Source organism: Clostridium sp. JNZ X4-2 (assembly GCF_054889485.1).
In genome coordinates this window covers 1,201,044-1,221,757 of record NZ_CM142685.1, presented here as the reverse complement: position 1 = coordinate 1,221,757, position 20,714 = coordinate 1,201,044, and the positions used below count along the sequence as shown (strand labels likewise).

The 20,714-nt window shown below is 32.7% G+C and carries 24 protein-coding genes; 7 read left to right on the top strand and 17 right to left on the bottom strand.

Annotated features, from left to right (window positions below; genetic code table 11):
- Positions 1 to 8: 8 nt before the first annotated feature.
- The 3 genes from ACYUJ6_RS05790 to ACYUJ6_RS05780 all read right to left on the bottom strand — a co-directional run bounded on the left by ACYUJ6_RS05790 (position 9) and on the right by ACYUJ6_RS05780 (position 2,338).
- Entirely contained in the window at positions 9 to 659 is a 651-nt protein-coding gene (locus ACYUJ6_RS05790) for a DUF3786 domain-containing protein (protein WP_461844889.1), read from the bottom strand.
- Between the two features lie 224 nt (positions 660 to 883).
- Positions 884 to 1,711 carry a nuclease/transposase family protein gene (locus ACYUJ6_RS05785; RefSeq protein WP_461844888.1) on the bottom strand — a complete coding sequence of 276 codons (828 nt, stop codon included), beginning with the start codon at positions 1,709 to 1,711 and terminating at the stop codon, positions 884 to 886.
- Between the two features lie 78 nt (positions 1,712 to 1,789).
- On the bottom strand, positions 1,790 to 2,338 hold the full coding sequence (locus ACYUJ6_RS05780; RefSeq protein WP_461845452.1) for a distal tail protein Dit: 549 nt from the start codon (positions 2,336 to 2,338) through the stop codon (positions 1,790 to 1,792).
- Between the two features lie 91 nt (positions 2,339 to 2,429).
- Here ACYUJ6_RS05780 and ACYUJ6_RS05775 point away from each other — a divergent pair, with 91 nt between their 5' ends.
- Genes ACYUJ6_RS05775 through ACYUJ6_RS05765 form a run of 3 tightly spaced genes read left to right on the top strand, consistent with a single transcriptional unit; the run spans position 2,430 to position 3,599 of the window.
- Positions 2,430 to 2,714 (top strand): transposase, encoded by a 285-nt coding sequence (locus tag ACYUJ6_RS05775; protein ID WP_461844887.1) that lies wholly within the window; start codon positions 2,430 to 2,432, stop codon positions 2,712 to 2,714.
- Positions 2,711 to 3,325 (top strand): IS3 family transposase, encoded by a 615-nt coding sequence (locus ACYUJ6_RS05770; RefSeq protein ID WP_461844886.1) that lies wholly within the window; start codon positions 2,711 to 2,713, stop codon positions 3,323 to 3,325. Before ACYUJ6_RS05775 ends, ACYUJ6_RS05770 begins: the two co-directional genes overlap by 4 nt.
- A 16-nt stretch (positions 3,326 to 3,341) precedes the next feature.
- Positions 3,342 to 3,599 carry an integrase core domain-containing protein gene (locus ACYUJ6_RS05765; RefSeq protein ID WP_461845451.1) on the top strand — a complete coding sequence of 86 codons (258 nt, stop codon included), beginning with the start codon at positions 3,342 to 3,344 and terminating at the stop codon, positions 3,597 to 3,599.
- A 142-nt stretch (positions 3,600 to 3,741) separates the two neighbouring features.
- On the opposite strand, the gene ACYUJ6_RS05760 is transcribed toward ACYUJ6_RS05765, so the two are convergent.
- The 9 genes from ACYUJ6_RS05760 to ACYUJ6_RS05720 form a co-directional block, all read right to left on the bottom strand.
- Positions 3,742 to 5,925, bottom strand: coding sequence for a DUF262 domain-containing protein (locus ACYUJ6_RS05760; RefSeq protein WP_461844885.1), 2,184 nt, complete (start codon positions 5,923 to 5,925; stop codon positions 3,742 to 3,744).
- Positions 5,926 to 7,656 (bottom strand): DUF262 domain-containing protein, encoded by a 1,731-nt coding sequence (locus tag ACYUJ6_RS05755; RefSeq protein ID WP_461844884.1) that lies wholly within the window; start codon positions 7,654 to 7,656, stop codon positions 5,926 to 5,928.
- Between the two features lie 75 nt (positions 7,657 to 7,731).
- Complete coding sequence (locus ACYUJ6_RS05750; RefSeq protein WP_461844883.1) at positions 7,732 to 7,923, bottom strand: helix-turn-helix domain-containing protein; 192 nt, start codon at positions 7,921 to 7,923, stop codon at positions 7,732 to 7,734.
- 50 nt (positions 7,924 to 7,973) lie between these two features.
- A complete protein-coding gene (locus ACYUJ6_RS05745; protein ID WP_461844882.1) occupies positions 7,974 to 8,186 on the bottom strand; it encodes a transposase in 213 nt (70 codons plus the stop codon).
- Between the two features lie 110 nt (positions 8,187 to 8,296).
- Positions 8,297 to 8,581, bottom strand: coding sequence for a transposase (locus ACYUJ6_RS05740; protein WP_461844881.1), 285 nt, complete (start codon positions 8,579 to 8,581; stop codon positions 8,297 to 8,299).
- A gap of 218 nt (positions 8,582 to 8,799) precedes the next feature.
- Entirely contained in the window at positions 8,800 to 9,084 is a 285-nt protein-coding gene (locus ACYUJ6_RS05735; RefSeq protein WP_461844880.1) for a GNAT family N-acetyltransferase, read from the bottom strand.
- Positions 9,084 to 9,293, bottom strand: a complete 210-nt coding sequence (locus tag ACYUJ6_RS05730; RefSeq protein ID WP_461844879.1) for a hypothetical protein — start codon at positions 9,291 to 9,293, stop codon at positions 9,084 to 9,086. Before ACYUJ6_RS05730 ends, ACYUJ6_RS05735 begins: the two co-directional genes overlap by 1 nt.
- Before the next feature lie 169 nt (positions 9,294 to 9,462).
- Complete coding sequence (locus ACYUJ6_RS05725) at positions 9,463 to 9,654, bottom strand: hypothetical protein (protein ID WP_461844878.1); 192 nt, start codon at positions 9,652 to 9,654, stop codon at positions 9,463 to 9,465.
- A 72-nt stretch (positions 9,655 to 9,726) separates the two neighbouring features.
- Positions 9,727 to 9,879 carry a hypothetical protein gene (locus tag ACYUJ6_RS05720; protein ID WP_461844877.1) on the bottom strand — a complete coding sequence of 51 codons (153 nt, stop codon included), beginning with the start codon at positions 9,877 to 9,879 and terminating at the stop codon, positions 9,727 to 9,729.
- 383 nt (positions 9,880 to 10,262) lie between these two features.
- Between ACYUJ6_RS05720 and ACYUJ6_RS05715 the strand changes: the two genes are divergently transcribed.
- The gene (locus ACYUJ6_RS05715) at positions 10,263 to 12,290 is read left to right on the top strand and encodes a thioredoxin domain-containing protein (protein ID WP_461844876.1); all 2,028 of its coding nucleotides are present in this window, start codon (positions 10,263 to 10,265) and stop codon (positions 12,288 to 12,290) included.
- A 71-nt stretch (positions 12,291 to 12,361) separates the two neighbouring features.
- Here the strand turns inward: ACYUJ6_RS05715 and ACYUJ6_RS05710 are convergent, their stop codons facing one another.
- On the bottom strand, positions 12,362 to 12,925 hold the full coding sequence (locus ACYUJ6_RS05710; RefSeq protein ID WP_461844875.1) for a DUF3867 domain-containing protein: 564 nt from the start codon (positions 12,923 to 12,925) through the stop codon (positions 12,362 to 12,364).
- 285 nt (positions 12,926 to 13,210) lie between these two features.
- Here ACYUJ6_RS05710 and ACYUJ6_RS05705 point away from each other — a divergent pair, with 285 nt between their 5' ends.
- Complete coding sequence (locus ACYUJ6_RS05705; protein WP_461844874.1) at positions 13,211 to 14,479, top strand: DNA recombination protein RmuC; 1,269 nt, start codon at positions 13,211 to 13,213, stop codon at positions 14,477 to 14,479.
- Positions 14,480 to 14,498: 19 nt separating this feature from the next.
- On the opposite strand, the gene ACYUJ6_RS05700 is transcribed toward ACYUJ6_RS05705, so the two are convergent.
- From ACYUJ6_RS05700 to ACYUJ6_RS05690, 3 genes are all read right to left on the bottom strand, one after another.
- A complete protein-coding gene (locus ACYUJ6_RS05700) occupies positions 14,499 to 15,335 on the bottom strand; it encodes a hypothetical protein (RefSeq protein ID WP_461844873.1) in 837 nt (278 codons plus the stop codon).
- Positions 15,336 to 15,389: 54 nt separating this feature from the next.
- Positions 15,390 to 15,599, bottom strand: coding sequence for a hypothetical protein (locus tag ACYUJ6_RS05695; protein ID WP_461844872.1), 210 nt, complete (start codon positions 15,597 to 15,599; stop codon positions 15,390 to 15,392).
- A 367-nt stretch (positions 15,600 to 15,966) separates the two neighbouring features.
- Positions 15,967 to 16,707 carry a DUF434 domain-containing protein gene (locus ACYUJ6_RS05690; RefSeq protein WP_461844871.1) on the bottom strand — a complete coding sequence of 247 codons (741 nt, stop codon included), beginning with the start codon at positions 16,705 to 16,707 and terminating at the stop codon, positions 15,967 to 15,969.
- A 363-nt stretch (positions 16,708 to 17,070) separates the two neighbouring features.
- Here ACYUJ6_RS05690 and ACYUJ6_RS05685 point away from each other — a divergent pair, with 363 nt between their 5' ends.
- A complete protein-coding gene (locus tag ACYUJ6_RS05685) occupies positions 17,071 to 17,529 on the top strand; it encodes a DUF441 domain-containing protein (RefSeq protein ID WP_461844870.1) in 459 nt (152 codons plus the stop codon).
- A 115-nt stretch (positions 17,530 to 17,644) separates the two neighbouring features.
- Positions 17,645 to 18,361, top strand: coding sequence for an acetolactate decarboxylase (gene budA / locus ACYUJ6_RS05680; RefSeq protein ID WP_461844869.1), 717 nt, complete (start codon positions 17,645 to 17,647; stop codon positions 18,359 to 18,361).
- Between the two features lie 75 nt (positions 18,362 to 18,436).
- Here the strand turns inward: budA and ACYUJ6_RS05675 are convergent, their stop codons facing one another.
- Positions 18,437 to 20,464, bottom strand: a complete 2,028-nt coding sequence (locus ACYUJ6_RS05675) for a methyl-accepting chemotaxis protein (protein WP_461844868.1) — start codon at positions 20,462 to 20,464, stop codon at positions 18,437 to 18,439.
- Positions 20,465 to 20,714 lie beyond the last annotated feature (250 nt).

The window sequence follows — 20,714 nt, the reverse complement described above, 5'->3', positions numbered from 1 at the left end:
GATATTGTTTATTTTAACATTTCCTCTGCCCTCTGAATTAATTTTTCAGCTGCCTTGGTGCACAATGAAGCCAAATCCTCTATATGGACTTGCTCTGATGCAGAAAAGTCAAAAAGTATCTTAGCTGAAGCCTCAAACTCCTCATCTGCCAGCCATAAAATCAAGATAACAGGTACCTTTGGAAATACGTTGAGTTGTAACCCCGCATCTCCAAAATCCACTTTTTCTCCGCCCATATCAATTCCAGCTTTTAAGAACAGTTCACCCTTGTTTCCAAAAAACTCTGCTAATCTTTTCATACCCCTGTCTGCAAAAAAGCTGTAGGTATCCCCTACTCCCTTTATCTCCCTATAAGGCACCCATTTGTTGGACAGCTTACTATTGCTGCATCTGCAAAGATAGCTCATAATTAATATCTTATCAAATAAAACATCCTTATCTTTGGATAATCCATTATCTTCTTCATTTTTTAAATTTATATGTCCCTGAGGATACGAAATAACATACTCTCTATTGAAATAAGTTAAAATAAACTCCCCCTTTTCCGAATCATATTGTGCTCCGCTTTTTTCAGCCACTTCTTCTGGATGACGTTCACCAAATTTCCTGCATAAATTTTCATAGCAGATCTCATAATTGTCCTCTCTGCCTTCTTTCATATAAACATCCCCTTTCCCTAACATATTCCACATTTTAAAACTCGTCTTATATAAATTATTATACTATATCAACAAACCCATGACTCATTTTTTAACCTTGTGAAGTTCTTTTATATCCATTCCTTAATGATTGCACATCATAACTGTTTTATAACTTCAATATCCTGTTTATCTAACATAATAAGCTAATTTAATGTGAAAGATTTTTTGTATTTATAATTATCCTATTTTAGCACTTTCCTTATCAACTCAATTTCATCAATATCTAAATCTGTTAATTCCTTTATTGTTTCATTATCCATGCCTTTTTTTATTGCTCTTTTGACTATCTCTATAGTTTTTTCTTTTTTCCCCTCGTCTTTTCCTTTTTCCATGCCCTCATTTATTAAGCTTTTACCGAGTTCAGTCATTTTCAATTCCTCCTTTACTCTCTCTAAATCTTTTCCACTTAAAAATTTATTTGCAAAAGCATATAGTATTGATTCCACATCATATTTATAGTCATTGTTTATATCTTTTACTACACTTATAGCATTAATTATCCTGTCTACTGTACTTATCTTTCCACCCATTATAGGAGTAAATGTCAAAGATATTATATCTTGTTTTGTAATATCCTTACCAGATTTTATTTTTTCTACAATATCATTATAGATTTTGTCTCCATCTTTATCAGCCATAGATATAGAATTTACTTTGTATTCATTTATTCCTGTTTTTAAAGTATTTGCTGGATTTTTTATATTGCCTGAATAAACAACATATGTAAGCACATCTTTTCCAGTCTGATGACTCAGCATTGATTCATAGGCTCTAAACCTTCTTAAATCTGCTTTTCCTTTATTAGTCGTCTGAAACTCAAAATGTATAAAAGTGTCATCTTCCATTAGGAAAGTGTAGTCCATGAACATATTTTTAGTTTCTAAAACTACTAATTCTGTTGGCCCTAATTCCTTAACTTTCTTGTTTATGCCAAAGAATTTTAATCCTTCCTCTGCAAATATATCCATTGCTCTTTTCATAATCAAATCTTCATAGTTTGTAGGCTTCATTTGTTCACCTTCCTAGTTTTTTATTATACCTCTATTTTAATTCATTAGTGTCAATACTTCAATTAAAAGTAAATTTTTTTATAACCACCGCCAGTTTGGTAAAAGCTCAACTTTAGTAACATTCCCACTCCATTCTATAATATTTTCACCAGACTTCATTTTTAAGAATTCACCTGACATATTTCCATTTAAATTGTTTCCGGCATCATCATAGCAGTCTTGTATAACTGAATCTACTATTATTTTTTCAGATACACCTTTAAGACTTATCTGCTGCCCATTTATTTTAAAAATTATATCACCAGAATCATAAATACTTATTACAGACTCATTATAAATAGTCCCAGGATTATTTATAGTAGTTCCAGTTTTAATTACATTTACTATATTATTCTCTACTGAATACTTAAATGGTCTGCAGTTAAATATTATAGGGAACTCACTAAAATATCTGTAAACTTGCTTAAAGTCAATAGAATTTATTACCTGTGCAATATACTTTTTATCTGGCTGGAAGCTAAATATCAAATCACTTTCACCTGATCCAAAAAGCCAGGCTTTTATGTTATCAATTTTATCTGCAATATTTTCTCTATCTTTTACTGAACACTCAACTGTTAGTGTTATATCATAGTGCTAGAATAAAAATAGTACAAGAGAAATTGAGAAAGTTCCCAATAAGAATTAAAATTAATATAAGAGATGGGGGAACTTAATCATGATGAAACAACATGACAAACAGTTTAAAGAAGATGCTGTAAAATATTATATGGATCATAAAGAACTTGGAGTAAAAGGCTGTGCCCAAAACCTTGACATAGGTACCAGTACCTTATCAAAGTGGATCAGGGATTCTAAAAATGAAAATGGCATTCAGGTTCGTGGTTCTGGTAATTATTCTAGTGATGAACAAAAGGAAATTGCAGGATTAAAACGTGAACTTCGTGATACAAAGGATGCTCTTGATGTATTAAAAAAAGCTATAGGCATTCTGGGAAAGTGACAGAAACAATCTATCTTGAGGTCCAAAATAAATGTGAAGATCTTAAGGGTAAACGCCGGGTTTCTGCCAGCGGAATGCTCGGTATATTAGGCGTTTCACGTTCAGGGTATAATTCATGGCTGCATCGCCTGCCTTCCAATCAACAAAAGAGAAAACAGCTTGTAAAGGGAAAAATTAAGAAGATTTACGATAAGTCACATCAAAATTATGGTGCTCCTAAAATTACAAAAGAAATACAAAAAACTGGTGAAAAAATATCGGAGCGCACTGTTGGAAAGTACATGAAAGAACTTGAAATCAAAGCTCAATATGTAAAACCATATACTGTTACTACAAAGGATTCTGATTTCAGCAGGGAACTTAAAAATATCTTAGATGAACAATTTAATCCTGATGCACCAAACGTAGTATGGTGCACAGATATTACATATCTCTGGACTGATGCAGGTTTTGTATACCTTACAAGTATAATGGATTTATTCTCTCGAAAAATCATAGCCTGGACGCTTTCGGAAAGTCTGGAGGTTTCCTGTGTTATTGACACAATTAATAAAGCTAAAAAAAACAGAAGGCTTGTTAATCCAGTTATCATACACAGTGACAGGGGGTAAAAAAGCTGCCTCCAAAATGATATTTAGCTATTCCAAGAAAGCTTATCCATGGGATAATGCATGTATCGAATCCTTTCATGCGATTATTAAACGTGAATGGATAAATCGCTTTAAAATTAAGAATTATCGTCATGCATATATTCTTGTATTTGAATACATTGAAACATTTTATAATACCATAAGGATTCATAATCATTGTAATTATATGTCACCCAATGAGTTTGAAAAAACATATGAAAAAGTCAAGGAACTCAGTGTGTCAATTGCAAGTTAAAATGTGGAAATTACTTAGAACTTTCTCATTTTAATTTGTACTTTTTCTTGACATAGCATCAGGTCACATCATAAATGAACAAGATGACCTACTTTTAATTATAAAAAACAAACAAGTCAACTATATAATTTCTCTTTTATAATTATTGATATGAAATCAATGCATTTTGGAGTTTTATTATTCTGTCTTCTGTATCGACACCATGCTCATTTTGGGCAATGTTAATTCTATTGGTTTCTACATCAGTTTTATTGTCCTTAAATACATAGGAGTCGTTTTCACACATTATGCAAGTATCACCAATAATAAGTCTATCTCCATAATGATCTTTAGAAATATCCTTTTCATCTGCAGCTTTAAGAAATGGCTGATATGAGTTTTCAGAAAGCTTTTTCTCTGTTTGCATGACAATGAATTCATATGGCTTTTCACTCTTATTTACCCAATAGTATTTACCATAACTTGCTGGTCTGAAAATATTATACTTTACGTAGTAGTATCTCCAGTCAAAGGTAGAGTTACTCTCGCAATCCACTATGTAAGAGTTCTTTATATCCATCAAAGAATTATCTGTAAATGTTACATTACGCGACAACAAATAAGCCAGAATTTCCTTTGTCTTTTCAAATTCTGAGTTTGCGCTTTTATGAAATAAAACCTTCCAAGCTTTTGCATTAGGCGAATTGGAACCTACCTGGTACCTCCAGCCATTTTGTTCTCTCTGGCTGTAATCCCCGATAGATATCAGTGCACAATCAATTGCATCCTTGTTGCAAAAAAACAATGACCTAAAACGTTGAAAATACTCAGGATGTTCTAATCCAACAATGGCTATCTGGCCTTGAAGCAAATCGTGATCTTCTAATTCAAACAATTCTTCAGCTAAGTCAGGATGTCCTTTTAACCAGTCATTTTTTTTACCTTCTTCAACCAATTGGCCTGAGTTAAAACTTTTTTCTATCGAATTATCAATTTCTCCTGTTTTAATGATACTGTCAACCTGTTTCAAAATTGTTGGCATTCTGTTACCACTTGATCTTTGCTCACTATCGCTGATTTCATCTTCAGAATTTTGAACAAGGTTGTTTACCATCCTCAATCTTCGAGAAAATTGAGTGACCGTAACAGTACCCTTGTTCAATAGATAAGAAATGATTGCGTATAACAGTACTATCCTATTTAAAGGGAAACGTCTATTGCCATTACCGGTAATATCAGCATAATTACGTAGACAATCCTCGAAAATATTAATACTATATCTGTTTTCTACCTTAATCTTACCAGCTTCATGCTTATGGGATATGAAACATTCTAAAAATTTATCTGGAGTATTTTCACCCGAAAATTCACACCAGCAGTCAAAATACTTCTCTAGTGTTAGAATGTTATCATTAACCTTCTCATTTTTGCTTGAAAAATATTCTTTCAAAAGATCAAACTCGTCATTACTTTTACCTTGAGGAGTATCACCATTTTGATAACATATGATATCACAAATAAACCTGAAATAACGCAAAAATTCATCATCAGTCACATTATCACTGCTGCGATATCGCCATAGCATATCTGTCCAGTTGCGGTCAATTTTCTGAATAATACGTTTTGCTGTTTCCTCATCAACCTTGCGTAATTCATGTTCCAGCTCTGCCTTAAAATGCTCAAATTGAGTTAGTGGCTTACCTCTCGAATTCATCTTTATGTACAATTCATCAGTAAGACCCATATCTTTTATCGGCAAGAAATAAAAAGTGATTGCGTTGTTATTTAACCGATTCCAAATGTCCTGCGTGTCTGAGAAGACATCTGAAATGGCATCGAGCATTACCAACATAGAACTAATTGTGGGGTCCTTTTTCCAGTCAAGTGGAAACCATGATTGATCTATAATTTCATCAGATAATTTATTCTCGAATGATGGTGTAAACTTGATTAGTAAAGAGCAAAAGTCACGTGCACTATATCTGGTTTCATAACTAAAATTGTTCAAAAATGCATATTCAGCAGTATCTATTTTTTCTTTCTTTGCTGCGTACCAATGCAAAAGAAACAGCGTTGTCAAGCGCTGCTGCCCATCAAGCGGCGTCATTACTCCTTTTTCATTTATATCACCGTAGACAAAATCTAGTGTTATCGAACTTCCCACAATACTCTGATGCAAAGAATCTAGGAAACGAGTTCTTATTCTTCCAACTTCTGCCCCGGACCTACCTTGAGCATAATCGCGTTGAATTATAGGAATGACTATTCTAGATAATTTTACGTTTTCCTCGCCAATCTGAAAGCTACAGTTGAATATATCAATAAAATTGTGAAGTGAGGTTCCCATTTATTCTTCCTCCTTTTCTATTGAAATTTTTTCTGCAAGATAGTCCGTAAGGACTGTATTAATAGCTTCTACATATGCAATTCTATCAGCTTGTCCCCAAAAGTGGAGCTGGTTACTTGCAGAAGGAGTATAGTACTTTAAGAAGACCATTTTAGTACAAAATGGAATATATTGCCCCTTCTTATCCATTTCAATTATTGCATTTCTCTTTACATCAAATGTTGAATTATTAAGTGCAGCATTGTCGCTTGTATTCAACAGTGCCAAATTGCTAATGGAATGCATGTATTCAATATTTCCTTGTGAAGATAATATTTGTATTACCTTATGTTGAATATCTTCAAACTCTTGGCGATCCAGGGGTTGCTTATCATAAGCAACTTTCATTGTTTCTATTAAATCACCGTTATCACCTTCGAGTGATTTAATTGATGGAATGTGCAATCTAAGCCATTCTTTCCAATGTTCCTGCTTATGCATACCTTCAGATTGTTGTGCATGTATATGTTCCAAGCTCCAGGTAACTTTTCCATCCGTTCTAAATTTAAACTTGTCAAACGGGAACCATTGAGTGTGCTCACCATTTTGGCGAACTGATTCAACATTAAATAGCAGTAACAGTTTACTAATTTTAGCAGCATCTGATGTTTTTTCATAGCTCATCTCGGAATAATTTGTAGTTGTGGATATGCTTTCCTTGATGTATTCATTCAAGTCAATCTTGAACTGTTCTTTTGTTTTATCTTTTGAAACTTCAAAAATATCATGTAATGACTTTGTCTGGGATGCTATAAGGTAACCGATTTTATGATATAACTCATGGTTTTCATACCAATCTTTCAAAATCAAAAAAGTGTGCTGTATCCTACTCCATATCTCATTCAGATTTTCATTTTGTTTAAGTCCATCAAAATAAAAGAAGGTATAATATTTTTCTTTACTATCGGCTGGCTTTCCTGACATCAAGTCAAGTATAAGGTCTATTCGTGTTTGGTAGTCCGTGTTCGAGCAGTTAGTAATAAAATACCATAAGGAATCATTATGCAATTCTTTCTCAATATTATCCCACTGCAAAGAAATTTCTTCTTGCTTTTCCCGGTCAATTTTAGAATTGCCGTCTTTACTCAAGAACATAGCTTTTACAAGCTCAGCACTTGTCAAAGGGATCTTACCAATATTAAGTCGTGCAAACAGAGCAATCGCATCTTCAGATTCATCAACCTCATACCAAATAATCTTTACATTCTCATCAAAAAATTTATTAATATTTGTCAGCACCGACTTTTTATCTTTCTTGCCAAACCATGCTTCAATAGTTTCATAAGCATCACACATAAACCAAAAATCAATGTTCTCTTCCTTTAAAGAACGATCAATTGATAAAAGAAACGCTTCTGATTTTTCTCTTGTTTCATAAGTCAGTGAAAAGCTTGGTTCATCTAAAAAACCTCTACTGGCAAGGTTCATATATTTGTATATCAAAAAAAGAGTTGTTAACCTTTGCTGGCCATCAATCAATTCAAAGGCACCTCCTCTTCTTTTTACGACCACTGGCTGTAGACAATAATTCTTTGTTCCATTGGTATATATGTCGTCAAGCATGCGGTTAACTTCATCCCTGCCCCAACGATATCCACGTTGATATGATGGAATAATGAATTTTCCTTCGATTGAACCAACAAGCTTTGCCTCAAGCTTTATATATGCATTTCTTAAACTCATAGACTTCATTTTCCCCCCCCTTAGTACTTACAATCAGATTGCAGGTGCTTATCCTACTAATTACCTGCTTTTATTTCATTGCCATCAGGCAAAATAAAAGACTGTTGGTATGTGATACCAAGAACATCTGCTATTTTTTAGTTTCTCTAAGGACACCGTTTCACATTTCAATTTCTTACCGAAATTCTGTGGTGACTGGCCGATACGTCCAGCCAGTTCGGAAACGCTGATATCCATCTGTCCGCAGAGCTGCTTTATCATATCCAAAGTCTTCATATTGATACCTCCATATCTAGCATAAATATTATAAACCACTCGGTTGATGATTACAATGGACTATACATAATGTTAAATATACTGTGAATTACAGATTTCATGTTAATAGATTTCATTAATCTATAAATTCGCTTATAATTATACTTCTTTTTAAGTATCCTATTTATATTCAAATTCATTCTTCTATACTCATATATACCTTGAACTTCAGAATAGATTTGAATCATAATTTTAATTATTGCAACATTTTCTTTATCTGACATACTTTCTATGCGATTCAAGTATTTATAGTATACGTCACGTGATACATTTAATATTTTACAGGTCTTCTTGATGTTGTACCTATCCCGGTTTTCTTTAAGATACTGAAATCTTATTTGCTCTTTTGATTCAAGAAGGCCCGGTATTTTTTTAATAATTCTAATTTCTTCTTTAATTCATTGTTTTCCTGCTTAAGCTTTTTAATTTCAAACTGACATGGAGAGAGCGCAGTCCCATGACCAGGAAAAGCGCTCTCTCCATATTCTTCATATTCACTTATCCAGCGATATAAGGAATTGTAATGAATAGATAATGCTACACCAGCAACAGACATATCATCTTCTAATACTAGTTTAACAGCTGCAATTTTAAACTGTTTATCATAACTTCTCCTCATAAAGTAGACCACCTTTTCACATTTTTCTCTTATCTCGGTGTCTACTTTATTATATCAACTCCAACAGTTTTATTATTTTAACTGTCTACCATAAAGGGAGCATATCATTTTTACAGCAGATGCTTCAATCTATATTTTAATATAATATTATAATACCATAAGTTGAATTAACAAAGGTAACAACTTTAGTTTTGTTTAATGCTTTAATAAAGTAAATCTTATTCTTCGTTATTAAATTCTAATTCTATACTACCACTAGTATATTCTTCATTAAACTTAACTTTAAAACCAAACTTTTCGTAAAAATGTACAGACCTATCCCAATGATCTTTATCTGTATCTGATAACCAACCTGTGATTTTATCAACTCCTAATTCCTTTGCAACTTGAAGAAAATATTTCATAGCAATTGTTCCATTTCCTATGTTATTGTGTTCCATTAAGATATCATCAATTTTTATATACTTCCATCCAGACGTTTCATTTTTATAAATTTTTGACATTATTCTTGGTTTTGAATTTCAATTACTTTATTAAAATATTGTGGCAACCGTTTCTTGTCTTTCTCTAAGGATTCTATAAATAATTCTCTCTCATGAATTTTTTCACTATTTTTTTTAATTAAATCTTCTATAATTTTTTCATGTTCAGAATAAATCGTATAATCTTCGGAAAATAAGAATCTTAAAATAAGTTCTTTTATTCTATTCATCGTCTTTCTCCTTGTATTACTGATAAGATTTTCAATAACTATTATATCAAAATAAAATTAATTAACCTAGTTGTCCCTTTTTTTAAGAATCTATTTACCATCATTTGACTATCCTTTATACTTTTTATATACCTATTACGTTCATAGAAACACTTCTTTAAATTTAGGTCTAGTAGTTCCTTAAGATCTGCAATCTCTGCAGCATATTTACCAACTTTATCTGAAATGCCTGAAGCATGAGGCATACCTTTGCTTCTACTATGTATTCCCCATAGTTTTCTTTTCTTACTTCAGCATTAGGTAATCTATCTAAAACTGCTTCTATAAACCTACCTGTATATCTAGATTTGACCCTTTCCAATTCTCCTGCTTGCATGAATTGAATCAGTTTTCTAAACTCCCCATCTTGTAATATTCCATATCCAGTGTTTTTTTATCTTTTATTGCACTGCTTATTTGCCATAACTTGTCCAAAAGTTCTTTCATTAATATTAAATTTGTTTATTATATCATTCTTTCTAACTACTTTTCCTTCTTGCAAACTATTGTAAATAAATAGTAATACGTCTGATTTAAATCTTTCCATACTAAATATTTTACCTCTTTTAAATATTTTTACTTATTTATATTATTTATACACTTGTCGCCAAATTCCTCCTTTTATTTAATTTTTCTTATACATTTCAAAATCAGCACTTTTTATCAGATCACTGGCAGTCATTGCATCTGTATTTGCATAGTAGTTCAATTTTTCTTTTTCTAAATATACTTTTTTAACATATCATCCTTCTGTCTTAAAATTTTAATAAGCATTTCTTTATCCATACTTTCATAATCCACTTATACCTCCCAATATTTACAATGACACTGACTGTAAGTATTATTGAAAATTTATGGACTTTTTTGTTTGAATAATTTCTTCCCCAAAAGATAACCCTATAATAAGAATAAATTTTAGGAGGTGGTCTTATGAACCTAACAAGCACGCCCAATAGATTAATAAATGAAAAATCCCCATATCTCTTACAACACGCACACAATCCTGTAAACTGGTTTCCCTGGGATGAGGAAGCATTTACAAAGGCAAAATCGGAAGATAAGCCTATATTTCTCAGCATAGGCTATTCCGCCTGCCACTGGTGCCATGTCATGTCCAATGAAAGCTTTGAGGATAAGGATACCGCTGAAATATTAAACAGTAATTTTGTTTCTATAAAAGTTGATAGAGAAGAAAGGCCTGATATCGACAATGTCTACATGAAAGCCTGTCAGCTGCTTACTGGCAGCGGTGGATGGCCCCTTACAATTATCATGACTTCGGATCAAAAGCCTTTTTTTGCAGGAACCTATTTCCCCAAAGATGATATAGGTGAGACTTTGGGACTGACAAGTATCTTAAAATACCTGTCCAAAGCATGGAAAGGCAGTAGAACACAGCTTTTACAGGCCGGTAATTCCATAATGGATTCAATAGCTGAATCAAATAAAACTCCTGTAAAGGGACCCTCTGGAGATATACTGGAAAAAGCTTTCTCTGAATTCAAGCATAATTTTGATAATATATATGGAGGATTTGGCGGTTCTCCAAAGTTTCCCACTCCCCATAATTTACTCTTTCTTCTAAGATATTTCTACATAACCAAAGATGATTCTGCACTTGAAATGGTAAAGAAAACATTGGACTGCATGCAAAAAGGCGGCATATACGATCATATAGGTTATGGATTCAGCCGCTATTCTGTAGATAGAAAATGGCTTGTACCACACTTTGAAAAAATGCTGTATGACAATGCACTTCTTGCCATAGCCTATGTGGAAGCCTTTCAGGTAACAGGAAGCAAGATATACTCTGAGACTGCAGAAGGTATACTGACTTACGTTTTAAGAGACATGACCTCAAAAGAAGGTGGATTTTACTCTTCAGAAGATGCAGATTCTGAAGGTGAAGAAGGTAAATTTTATATATGGTCCATGAAGGAAATAAAAGAAGTACTGGGGGAAGAAAATGGAGATAAGTTCTGTCATTACTTTAACGTAACTCCTTCAGGCAATTTCAATGGTAAAAACATACTTAATTTAATTAACTCTCCCATTCCAGAGGGGGATGTACAATTTATAAAAAGCTGTAGGAAAAAATTATTTACTCATAGGGAAAGCAGAGTACATCCGCATAAAGATGATAAAATTTTAACTTCCTGGAATGGACTCATGATTGCAGCCATGTCCATAGCAGGAAGAGTTTTAAACAATAAAAAATATATTATGGCGGCAAAAAATGCAGCTGATTTTATATTTAAAAAGTTAATTGGGGAAAAAGGGCGTTTGCTGGCACGCTACTGTAAAGGAGAGTCCTCTTTTTCCGGTTATTTGGATGACTATTCCTTTTTAATATGGGGACTGATAGAATTATATGAATCAACCTATAATCCGGAATACCTGGAAAAAGCTTTGGAACTGAATGAAGATCTGTTTAAATTTTTCTGGGATGAAAAAAACGGTGGTTTTTTCCTGTACGGCAATGACAGCGAACAATTAATCATAAGGCCAAAGGAAATATACGATGGTGCCCTTCCCTCCGGTAATTCCGCAGCCCTATTAAATTTGCTGAGATTGTCATATTTAACTACGAGTTACGAATTTGGGGATAAAATTCAGCAGCTATTTAAAATTTTTGCTGATGAAGTAAACGGCTTCCCCATGGCATATTCCTTTTTACTATGCGGGCTGTCGTTTTCCAAATATCCCACCAGGCAGATTATTATATCAGTTGGTGATAACACTGAGGATACAAAAAAAGCAGTATCCATAATAAACAAAAAGTATAACCCGTTTTCCATTTCACTTTTATACTCTCATCTAAATGAAAATTTAGTAAATATTATTCCATCCATTAAGGATTACCTTGCTGTCAGAGGGAAAACCACTGTGTATATTTGTGAAAACTTTACCTGCCAAAAGCCTGTTACAGATATAAATCTGCTGGAAAAGATGTTGTAAATACTTAAAATAATAATATAAAAACCCTGCATATAAAACATATCACTGCAGGGCTATTGCCCTTGCAATAATCAATATTCAAAAATTCCCGCATTTTCGCACAGGGATATCTGAAGCTTTTTATCTTTTACCACCTTTTTATAGGAGCATAAAAATTCATTCAGCTCTGGATCCTGTAGATTTATTTTTCCCTGACTTTTTAAAATAACTTTTTCTTCATTTATAAACACATTGAGATCATTCAAGGAATTTCTCACATTATAGGTGATCATACCTGCACTGCCCATGCCTTCCTTATATTTTTCCTGAAAGCTTAATGTTTTTCTCAAGGTTTCATAATCAGGACTCTTGTCTAAATGCGGCATCTTAATTCCCATACTGTTCATCTGTTTTTCTATGTCTTCCATATTAAATCCATATCTTTTCATAAGTTCCTTTTGAATATTAAATAATTTTTCCTGGGATATATTGTTCTTTTCCATATATTCCTGAATATTTTTATAGAAATCTCCCATGGAAAGCTTTCCTTGGGACATATCATAGGAAAGTCCGTATACATAATCCTCAAATTTTTCTACATCTTTTTCTCTGGCCTTGTTTTTAATATCATTAAATTTCACAATTCTATCACTCATAAAAATTCCTCCTCACAATACTTTAATACATGAACTAAAAACCCTTTAGTATTAATCTTATCAAAATTCACAATATAATACTATAAATTCATATAAAATATACAATTTGTAATTTAATGCAGCAATCCTCGTAATAATTTTATCATTATCTGCAATGGGTTTGGCTGGTGTGGAATTTATGGTGGTTCACTATTAAATGTAATATATTAAATCCATGAAATCTATTTATTTTCCAGCGAAACAATATTATAATAAATACAACAGTTTATTAACGGGAGGGGCTTTATGGAAATTATTACTGTAATACTTATAATTATAAATTTGGTATTAACGTCTATATTAATACTTAAAAAAAATACCAGTGCAGATTCAAAAAACATTTCAGATTTGTATAAATCCATAAAAGACATTTTTGTAAACATAACCTCTGCAATAAAGGACGAATTTTCAAGAAACAGACAGGAAACCAGTTCTTCCAGGACTGAAATTAATATTGAACTTTCCAATACTCTTAAAAATATTTCCGATATACAAAAAAATCAACTTGACAGTTTTTCCAAACAGCTTTTATCCCTTACAAATTCCAATGAAGAAAAGCTGAACAATATGAGGGAAACAATTGAAACGAGAATTTTAGGACTGCAAAATGAAAACAGCAAAAAACTTGATGAGATGAGAAATCTAGTTGATGAAAAGCTCAATGAATCTCTTGATAAAAAACTTACAACTTCTTTTTCTTCAATAAGTCAGAGACTTGAAATTCTCTATAAACAGCTAGGTGAAATAGGAAGTCTTGCAAATGGCGTCAATGATTTGAAAAGGGCTCTTACAAATATAAAAGTAAGGGGGACATTTGGTGAAATTCAGCTGAATTCCATACTTGATGACATTTTAACAAAAGAACAGTATGAAACAAATGTGGCAACAAAAAGCGGGAGTAATGAAAGGGTTGAATTTGCCATTAAAATTCCGTCAAAAGATGAAAAAAACTCATATATATACCTTCCCATAGATTCAAAATTTCCACAGGAGGACTATCAAAAATTATTAGATGCTGAGGAAGAAGGAAACAAGCTATTGGTGGAACAATCCAAAAAAGCCTTGATTACCAGAATAAAATCTGAAGCTCAGGATGTAAACAAAAAGTATTTGGATCCACCAAATACAACTGATTTTGGCATTATTTTTCTTCCTACGGAAAGCCTTTATTCTGAAGTGGTAAAAGAAGCCGGTTTAATGGAACAGCTGCAAAAAAATCTTAAAATCATAATAACCGGACCATCTACAATATCAGCTTTTTTAAATAGTCTTCAGATGGGCTTCAGAACTCTGGCAATCGAAAAACGTTCCAGTGAAGTCTGGGAATTGCTAGGTGCTGTTAAAACTCAATTTTCAAAATTCGGTGATATTCTTGAAAAAACTCAGAAAAAACTTCAAGAAGCAAGCAATACCATAGAAACAGCCTCAAGAAAATCCAGAACTATAGAAAGAAAATTAAGATCCGTTGAAGAATTACCCCTAGATAAAAGCAGTTCCATATTAAAAAAGGAATGATTTGAGCTGTTTAATATTCCTATTTTATTAACTGTGCAACCCTGTCCTTATCTAAATTTGAGCTTTGGGAATACAGTGCCTCAGCGGCACTTTCAAGAATAATACTGGAATTGTTTATAATAGCAGTTTCTTCATATTCATCAATATCCCCCAACGAAGATAATCCCTTAGCTGCCATTACCAAAATCATGTCCTGGTACATGGCATCATTTACAAGTGACACCATTTGTTTGCGTATTTCATCCGAACATTTATCCAGAGGTTTTATCAAATTATCCTCTATGTCATTGGTACCTTTTAATATGGATTCTATACTTAAGTTCCCTTCTATATGTATGCAATTATAGTCATTCTTTTTGTTTTTATCACTTTTGTTCATATCCAGATCTATACTTATATGAAGTCCAGAGTCCACAATGATATTTGAGCCATGGCTGGTTTCCACTCTGACCTGCTGTCCTGCAAATATACTCTTATCTCCAAAGCTGGTATTCATTATATTATTCATACTGTCTATAATATCTTTTGCCCTTTTTTCCATAGCTTGTTTATCTTCTATTGTACAATCAGCACTATTATATTTTATAGACAGCTGTTTTAATTCTTTAGACATGCTCCTCAAATCATTTACGGCCTTGTTTTTCTCCTGGAGAATTGATACGCCCTGCTGTATATGCTGCTCTGCTATTTGGCTGTTCCTCAACTGGCATCTCAATTGATCTATTTTAAAATAGTCAGAACTGAATGCATTCCGATTTTGCAGATTTTTATTTAAATCCGCCAATTTATTATTCTTTTTACCATGTATATTCATTATATTATTTTTACTAATCACATTTGAAACAAGGTTAATCATTTTCTCTTTTCCCCTTTCTATTTAATTTTATTATCGGGTGATATTAAATAATCCTTAATATTTTAAATTATTAGAACAATTACCTACTTCCTTAATAGGAGTTGATAAACTTTTTTTCATAGAATTTAATGAACCCGCACGTTCTCCAATTTCATCTTTTCTATTTAAGAATTTTTTTGGGATTTCAGCTGTAAAGTCCCCTTCAGCATACTTCCTCAAATTAGAGCTGACTATACCAATTGGTTTAGCAACACTTTCCGACAAAATCTTAACACACACCAAGCTAACTACAAATATTCCAATCATGAGTATGATAAACATAATTATTATATAAGTTATTACACCCTTGCCTTAAATATTATACTGGTCAAAAATATCAACGTAAAAATCAGTACTATAGAAAATGCTGTAATTATCTTTCCCTTAAATTTTAATTTGTTCAAAAATGCAACTTCCTTAAATTTGAAGACTTTATGAATATATTATCTTACTCTTAAAATACAAATTAGTCTATGTCAATTGCACCCCTGTATTTAGAAAAAATAGAAAATACGGCATTTCACCTTCCCAGCTTGAAATTGAAATAACAGAAGATATATTTTCTATTAAATCACCCTGGCTTTTAGCATTTTCAATGAATATCTTTATACTTGCCGCTTAAATTTATTATATAAGCACCTGGTATGTAGTCCCCTATAATAAGCCTGGCAAGGTTACACCAGCTAGAACACTCATCAAGTATTATAGAATCACTTGTTATTATCTTCTCTTTTTTATATAAAAAAGAATCCACTGCATCCATAAGATTCACTTCCACATGAGTGTTCCAGTTTGCAGAGCACTCCAATATGAACTTTTTTAATCTTCCGGAATTTGATACACCCCTGTCAAGTAAAAAGTCAGCACTGCACACATGAATTTTATCAAGCTCTTTTCCTATTGCATCTAATGCATACTGAGTTTTATCAATAATGCCGTAAGTGCCTCTAAGTCCTGCTAAATCTCTAAAAGCTCCATCATTACACAGTATCACAGGTGCTCCTGAAAGTGCCGTTTCCAATGTAATAATCAAATTAAACCCATCTACATACAAATAGTTGTTTTTTAATGAATCCGCACAGATGCACTTTTCTTTTCTTATTTTGACTCTTTTATCCGGTGCAGTTGAACGCCTGAGGGCATCTCTCTGTCTGGAAGAAAACTGATAATGATTTCCCACTATTTCTAAAACAGAACGCCCGTTATAGTCTCTGTCAAGAAGCCATTTTACTTCCTGCTGAGCTTTTTGAAGCTTTAAAACAGCCTCTTTTGAAAACCATCTGCAATCTTGCGGATCAATTCCCCTGTTGACTATCTTTAATTTTTTACACATTATTATATCTCCTACAATGAACATAGATATGATTCATCAATATCTATTTTACCCTATTTATTGAGATGAATGTGTTTAATCTTTTAGCATCGGTTATCTGAAGTTGGTATTGTTATAATTGTAATTACTTCTTATGCAGGCATAGAATCATTAGCTAATATTAAAGCATTATTTATGTAAATATGAACAAGCTGCCAGGTTTGTTCTAGTTGTAAAAGCTATTGAATGCAAAAATCATATGGCTGTCTACAGAATTTTCGTCAAACCATAGAAAATAAAAGGTAAAATCAGCAGGTAAATTAACATAATTCTCACTCATAATACAATACCATGGATCATATATTAGTTGAGGAGATGATTGTATTGGAATCAACTGTTATATTAATTGTAATATTGGCAGCTGCAGTTATTGGAAAAGCCAATTCTGTGGCCACAGCTACCTGTATACTCTTACTTTTAAAACTTTTAAATATTGATAAATATATATTCCCATCACTAGAAGAAAAGGGTGTTTTTTGGGGAATAGTCATACTTGTGGCTTCTATCTTAATTCCAATAGCAAATGGAGATATAAAATACATAAATATTAAAAGCGTATTTACATCATGGCTTGGAATATTTGCTCTTGCAGTATCCCTTTTCACCACCTATTTAAGCGGCCTGGGGATGCAGTATCTCACTGTACAAGGTCACAGTGAAGTCATGCCGGCTTTAATATTAGGTGCAATAATTGCAGCGGCATTCCTAGGCGGAGTTCCCGTAGGCCCACTGATAACCTCTGGAATAATTGCAGCGGGATTGAAAATTCTTCATAAGATTTAAATGTAAGGACCTGCTTCTTCGGCATGAACATTTTCTAAAATAACTTTTTGTCGGATCTCTCATTCTTAAAAATTCAGACTCCTTAATATGATATAATTATCTTGAGGTGAGTATAATGGACGAATCAAAGGTTCCAAACCACATATATCAGATGTCCACAATAAATGCATTGGTTTCAGGGTTGTATGATGGATGCATCTCATTAAATAAACTTCTTCAAAAGGGCAGCTTTGGAATAGGTGCTTTTAAAGGCTTAGATGGTGAATTGACTCTATTAAATGGTGATTTTTACAGAACCAGGCCCGATGGAAGTGTTTATAAATGTATAAAAAATGTATCAGTGCCCTTTGCCGTGGTTACTGAATTTGAAAAGTATGACATATGCAGTATAAAAAGCTGCAGCTGCTATGATGATATAAAGAAAAAACTTGATGACCTTATAGAAAGTAAAAATATATTTTATGCTTTTTATATGAAGGGTACATTTAAACATATGAAAACAAAAACCGTAGTAAAGCAGGAATTACCCTATAAACCCATGGTGGATGCCATTAAAGATCAACCTGTTTTTGAATATAAGGACATTGAAGGAGATGTAGTTGGTTTTAGATGTCCCTCATTTGTTGAAGGACTCAATGTTCCGGGATATCATTTTCACTTTATAAGCAGGGATAAAAAAGCCGGAGGACATATAAGTGAATTTTCAATCAAAAATGCGGATATACTTATACAAAAATGTTCCTGCTTCAGAATGGAACTTCCAGATAACAAATATTTTTACAACATGGAAGTTGCAGACAGAAACAGTGAAATAAAAAAAGTGGAGAAATAAAATACATGGGGTCTAACACCTCCTCCCCCATTTAGGCTTAATAGGAGAAATAGTATCCGGCCCCATGACGCACACTTAAGCTATATTAAATTTTTTAACGGAATCTGCCATACCCTTTGTCATATTGCTTAATTTATCAGCAGAAGATGAAATTTCCTCTGTAGATGCGCTCATCTCTTCAGAAGTAGCTGATATCTCCTGTGTTGAAGCTGATATCTGTTCTGCCGCAGATGACGCACTTTCAAGTTTATCAACTATCTTATTTTTTTCACTGTCAATTTTAGAAGCTGAATTATGAACCTCATTCACTTTAGAATTTACAATCTTCACAGCCTTTGCAATATCTCTAAAAGCTTCAATAGAAACTCCAACGGCATCTATTTGTTTACTTAATTCTTCATTCATCAGTCCTGTAGATTGTACCATCAATTTTGTATCACCAGATATATTTCCTATTAAAGTGCTTATATTTTTAGCGGATTTTTTAGATTGCTCCGCCAATTCTCCTATTTCATTTGCAACTACAGCAAAACCCTTTCCAGCCTCTCCGACCCTGGCAGATTCTATTGAAGCGTTTAAGGCCAGAAGGTTGGTCTGATCCGCTATATCATTTATAATATCTATAATACTGTTTATCTGTTTTATACCCTTGTCCAAGTTATCAATTTTTTTCAGAAAATCCTTAAATGAACTACTTACATCGTTAATTGAACCTTTTACAATTTTCATCTTATCATTACTATTCACGGACATTCCATTTATATCTCCAATATTTTTATACATTTCCTTTATGGATTCCACAATATTTTCAATTTCCACTGCAAAATTATTTACTATTGAATTGATTTTTACCAAATCTTCTGCTTGAGATTCAGCTCCCTTAGCTACCTCCTGTATGGAATCTGCCACATTTTGTGAAGAAGATGCCATTTCCTCTGAAACTGAAGATAAATTAATGGATTGTTCTTCTACATCTGCAGAATTATTTTTCACATTTTTAATTATATCGGATAAACTTTGAATCATCTTGTTAAAACCAGTACTTAACTTTCCTATTTCATCACTTCTTGATATATCTGATCTTACAGTAATGTCCCCTTTAGATGCCCTATCCATTAAAGCCAGTAATTTTCCAAGAGACACAGTAATGCCTGAAGAAAACTTTAATCCAATTAAAACAGCCAGCAATACTGTAATTATTCCAATTATGCAGTTTATAAATAAGATATTTCTGGTGTCTTCATTAACCTCACTCATGCTCTGTGATGTGGTTAGAATCCATCTGACACCCGGTATTACAACATATCCTGATAACTTTTCATCTCCATCATATTTATATAGCTGCACATCACTTTCAACACTTTGCCCTTTTTCTATTTTATCAGCCGCCTGCTTTATAATACTGTTCTCCACAGGTTTTAGTATTTTATTTTTATCCGGATGAGACAACATTATACCCTTATTGTCCACCATGTAGGCATATCCTGTAGAACCAAATTTTATCTTAGACAGACTATTTGTAAAGAAGTCTGTATAAACAGCGTCACCTACAACACCTATAACCTTTCCATTTTCATCTTTTACCGGAGCAGTAAAAACGACCACAGATTTTTTATTTATTTTTGAAAGTATAGTATCACTTACATATTCTTTTCCTGACATTGCCTGTTTAAAATAGTCTCTATTGCTCAAATCTACTTTTATATTGTCCGGATTACTGTCACAAATCACTATACCATCAGGATCAATTAAAGAAAGATGTTCATGATTTTGAAACCGCTTAAATTTTCTTTCCAATATCAAATCAGCAGGACTTTTATCATAACCATAAGCATTCAGAAAATCCTGACGGCTTCCCTGCTGCCTTTCTTTAGCCGCATCTATAATTTCATTCTCCTGTGACAGCATATATACCTGATCTTGTTCATTTTTTATAATATCACTTACATGATTTGAAACCAGATTTGCACTTATGGACATATTGCTTTTACTTTTTTTAAGCATCGATCTGGAATTCCAGAAATAAACTGCTGAACTTATAATAACTATCGGAATTACTACTATAAGCAGTATAAACAACGGCATTTTTTTTCTAATTTCCATATTTATTACCCCCGTCTTTCTACAACTTAGATTAAATTATTTACTGTAACTTTTACGATGAAAATGGATCTTAAGCCAATAATTCTTTACTTAAATCAAACAGACTGTTGATATTTTCTCCCGTAATATTAATTATAGTTTTTATTAGTTGTACTTTAAAAATTCAGCCGCATCACCCCTGTCTTTACAATTTACCTTATTATCGTATAATAATGAATAACCTTTAAAGGACTTAAGTGGAGAAAATTTC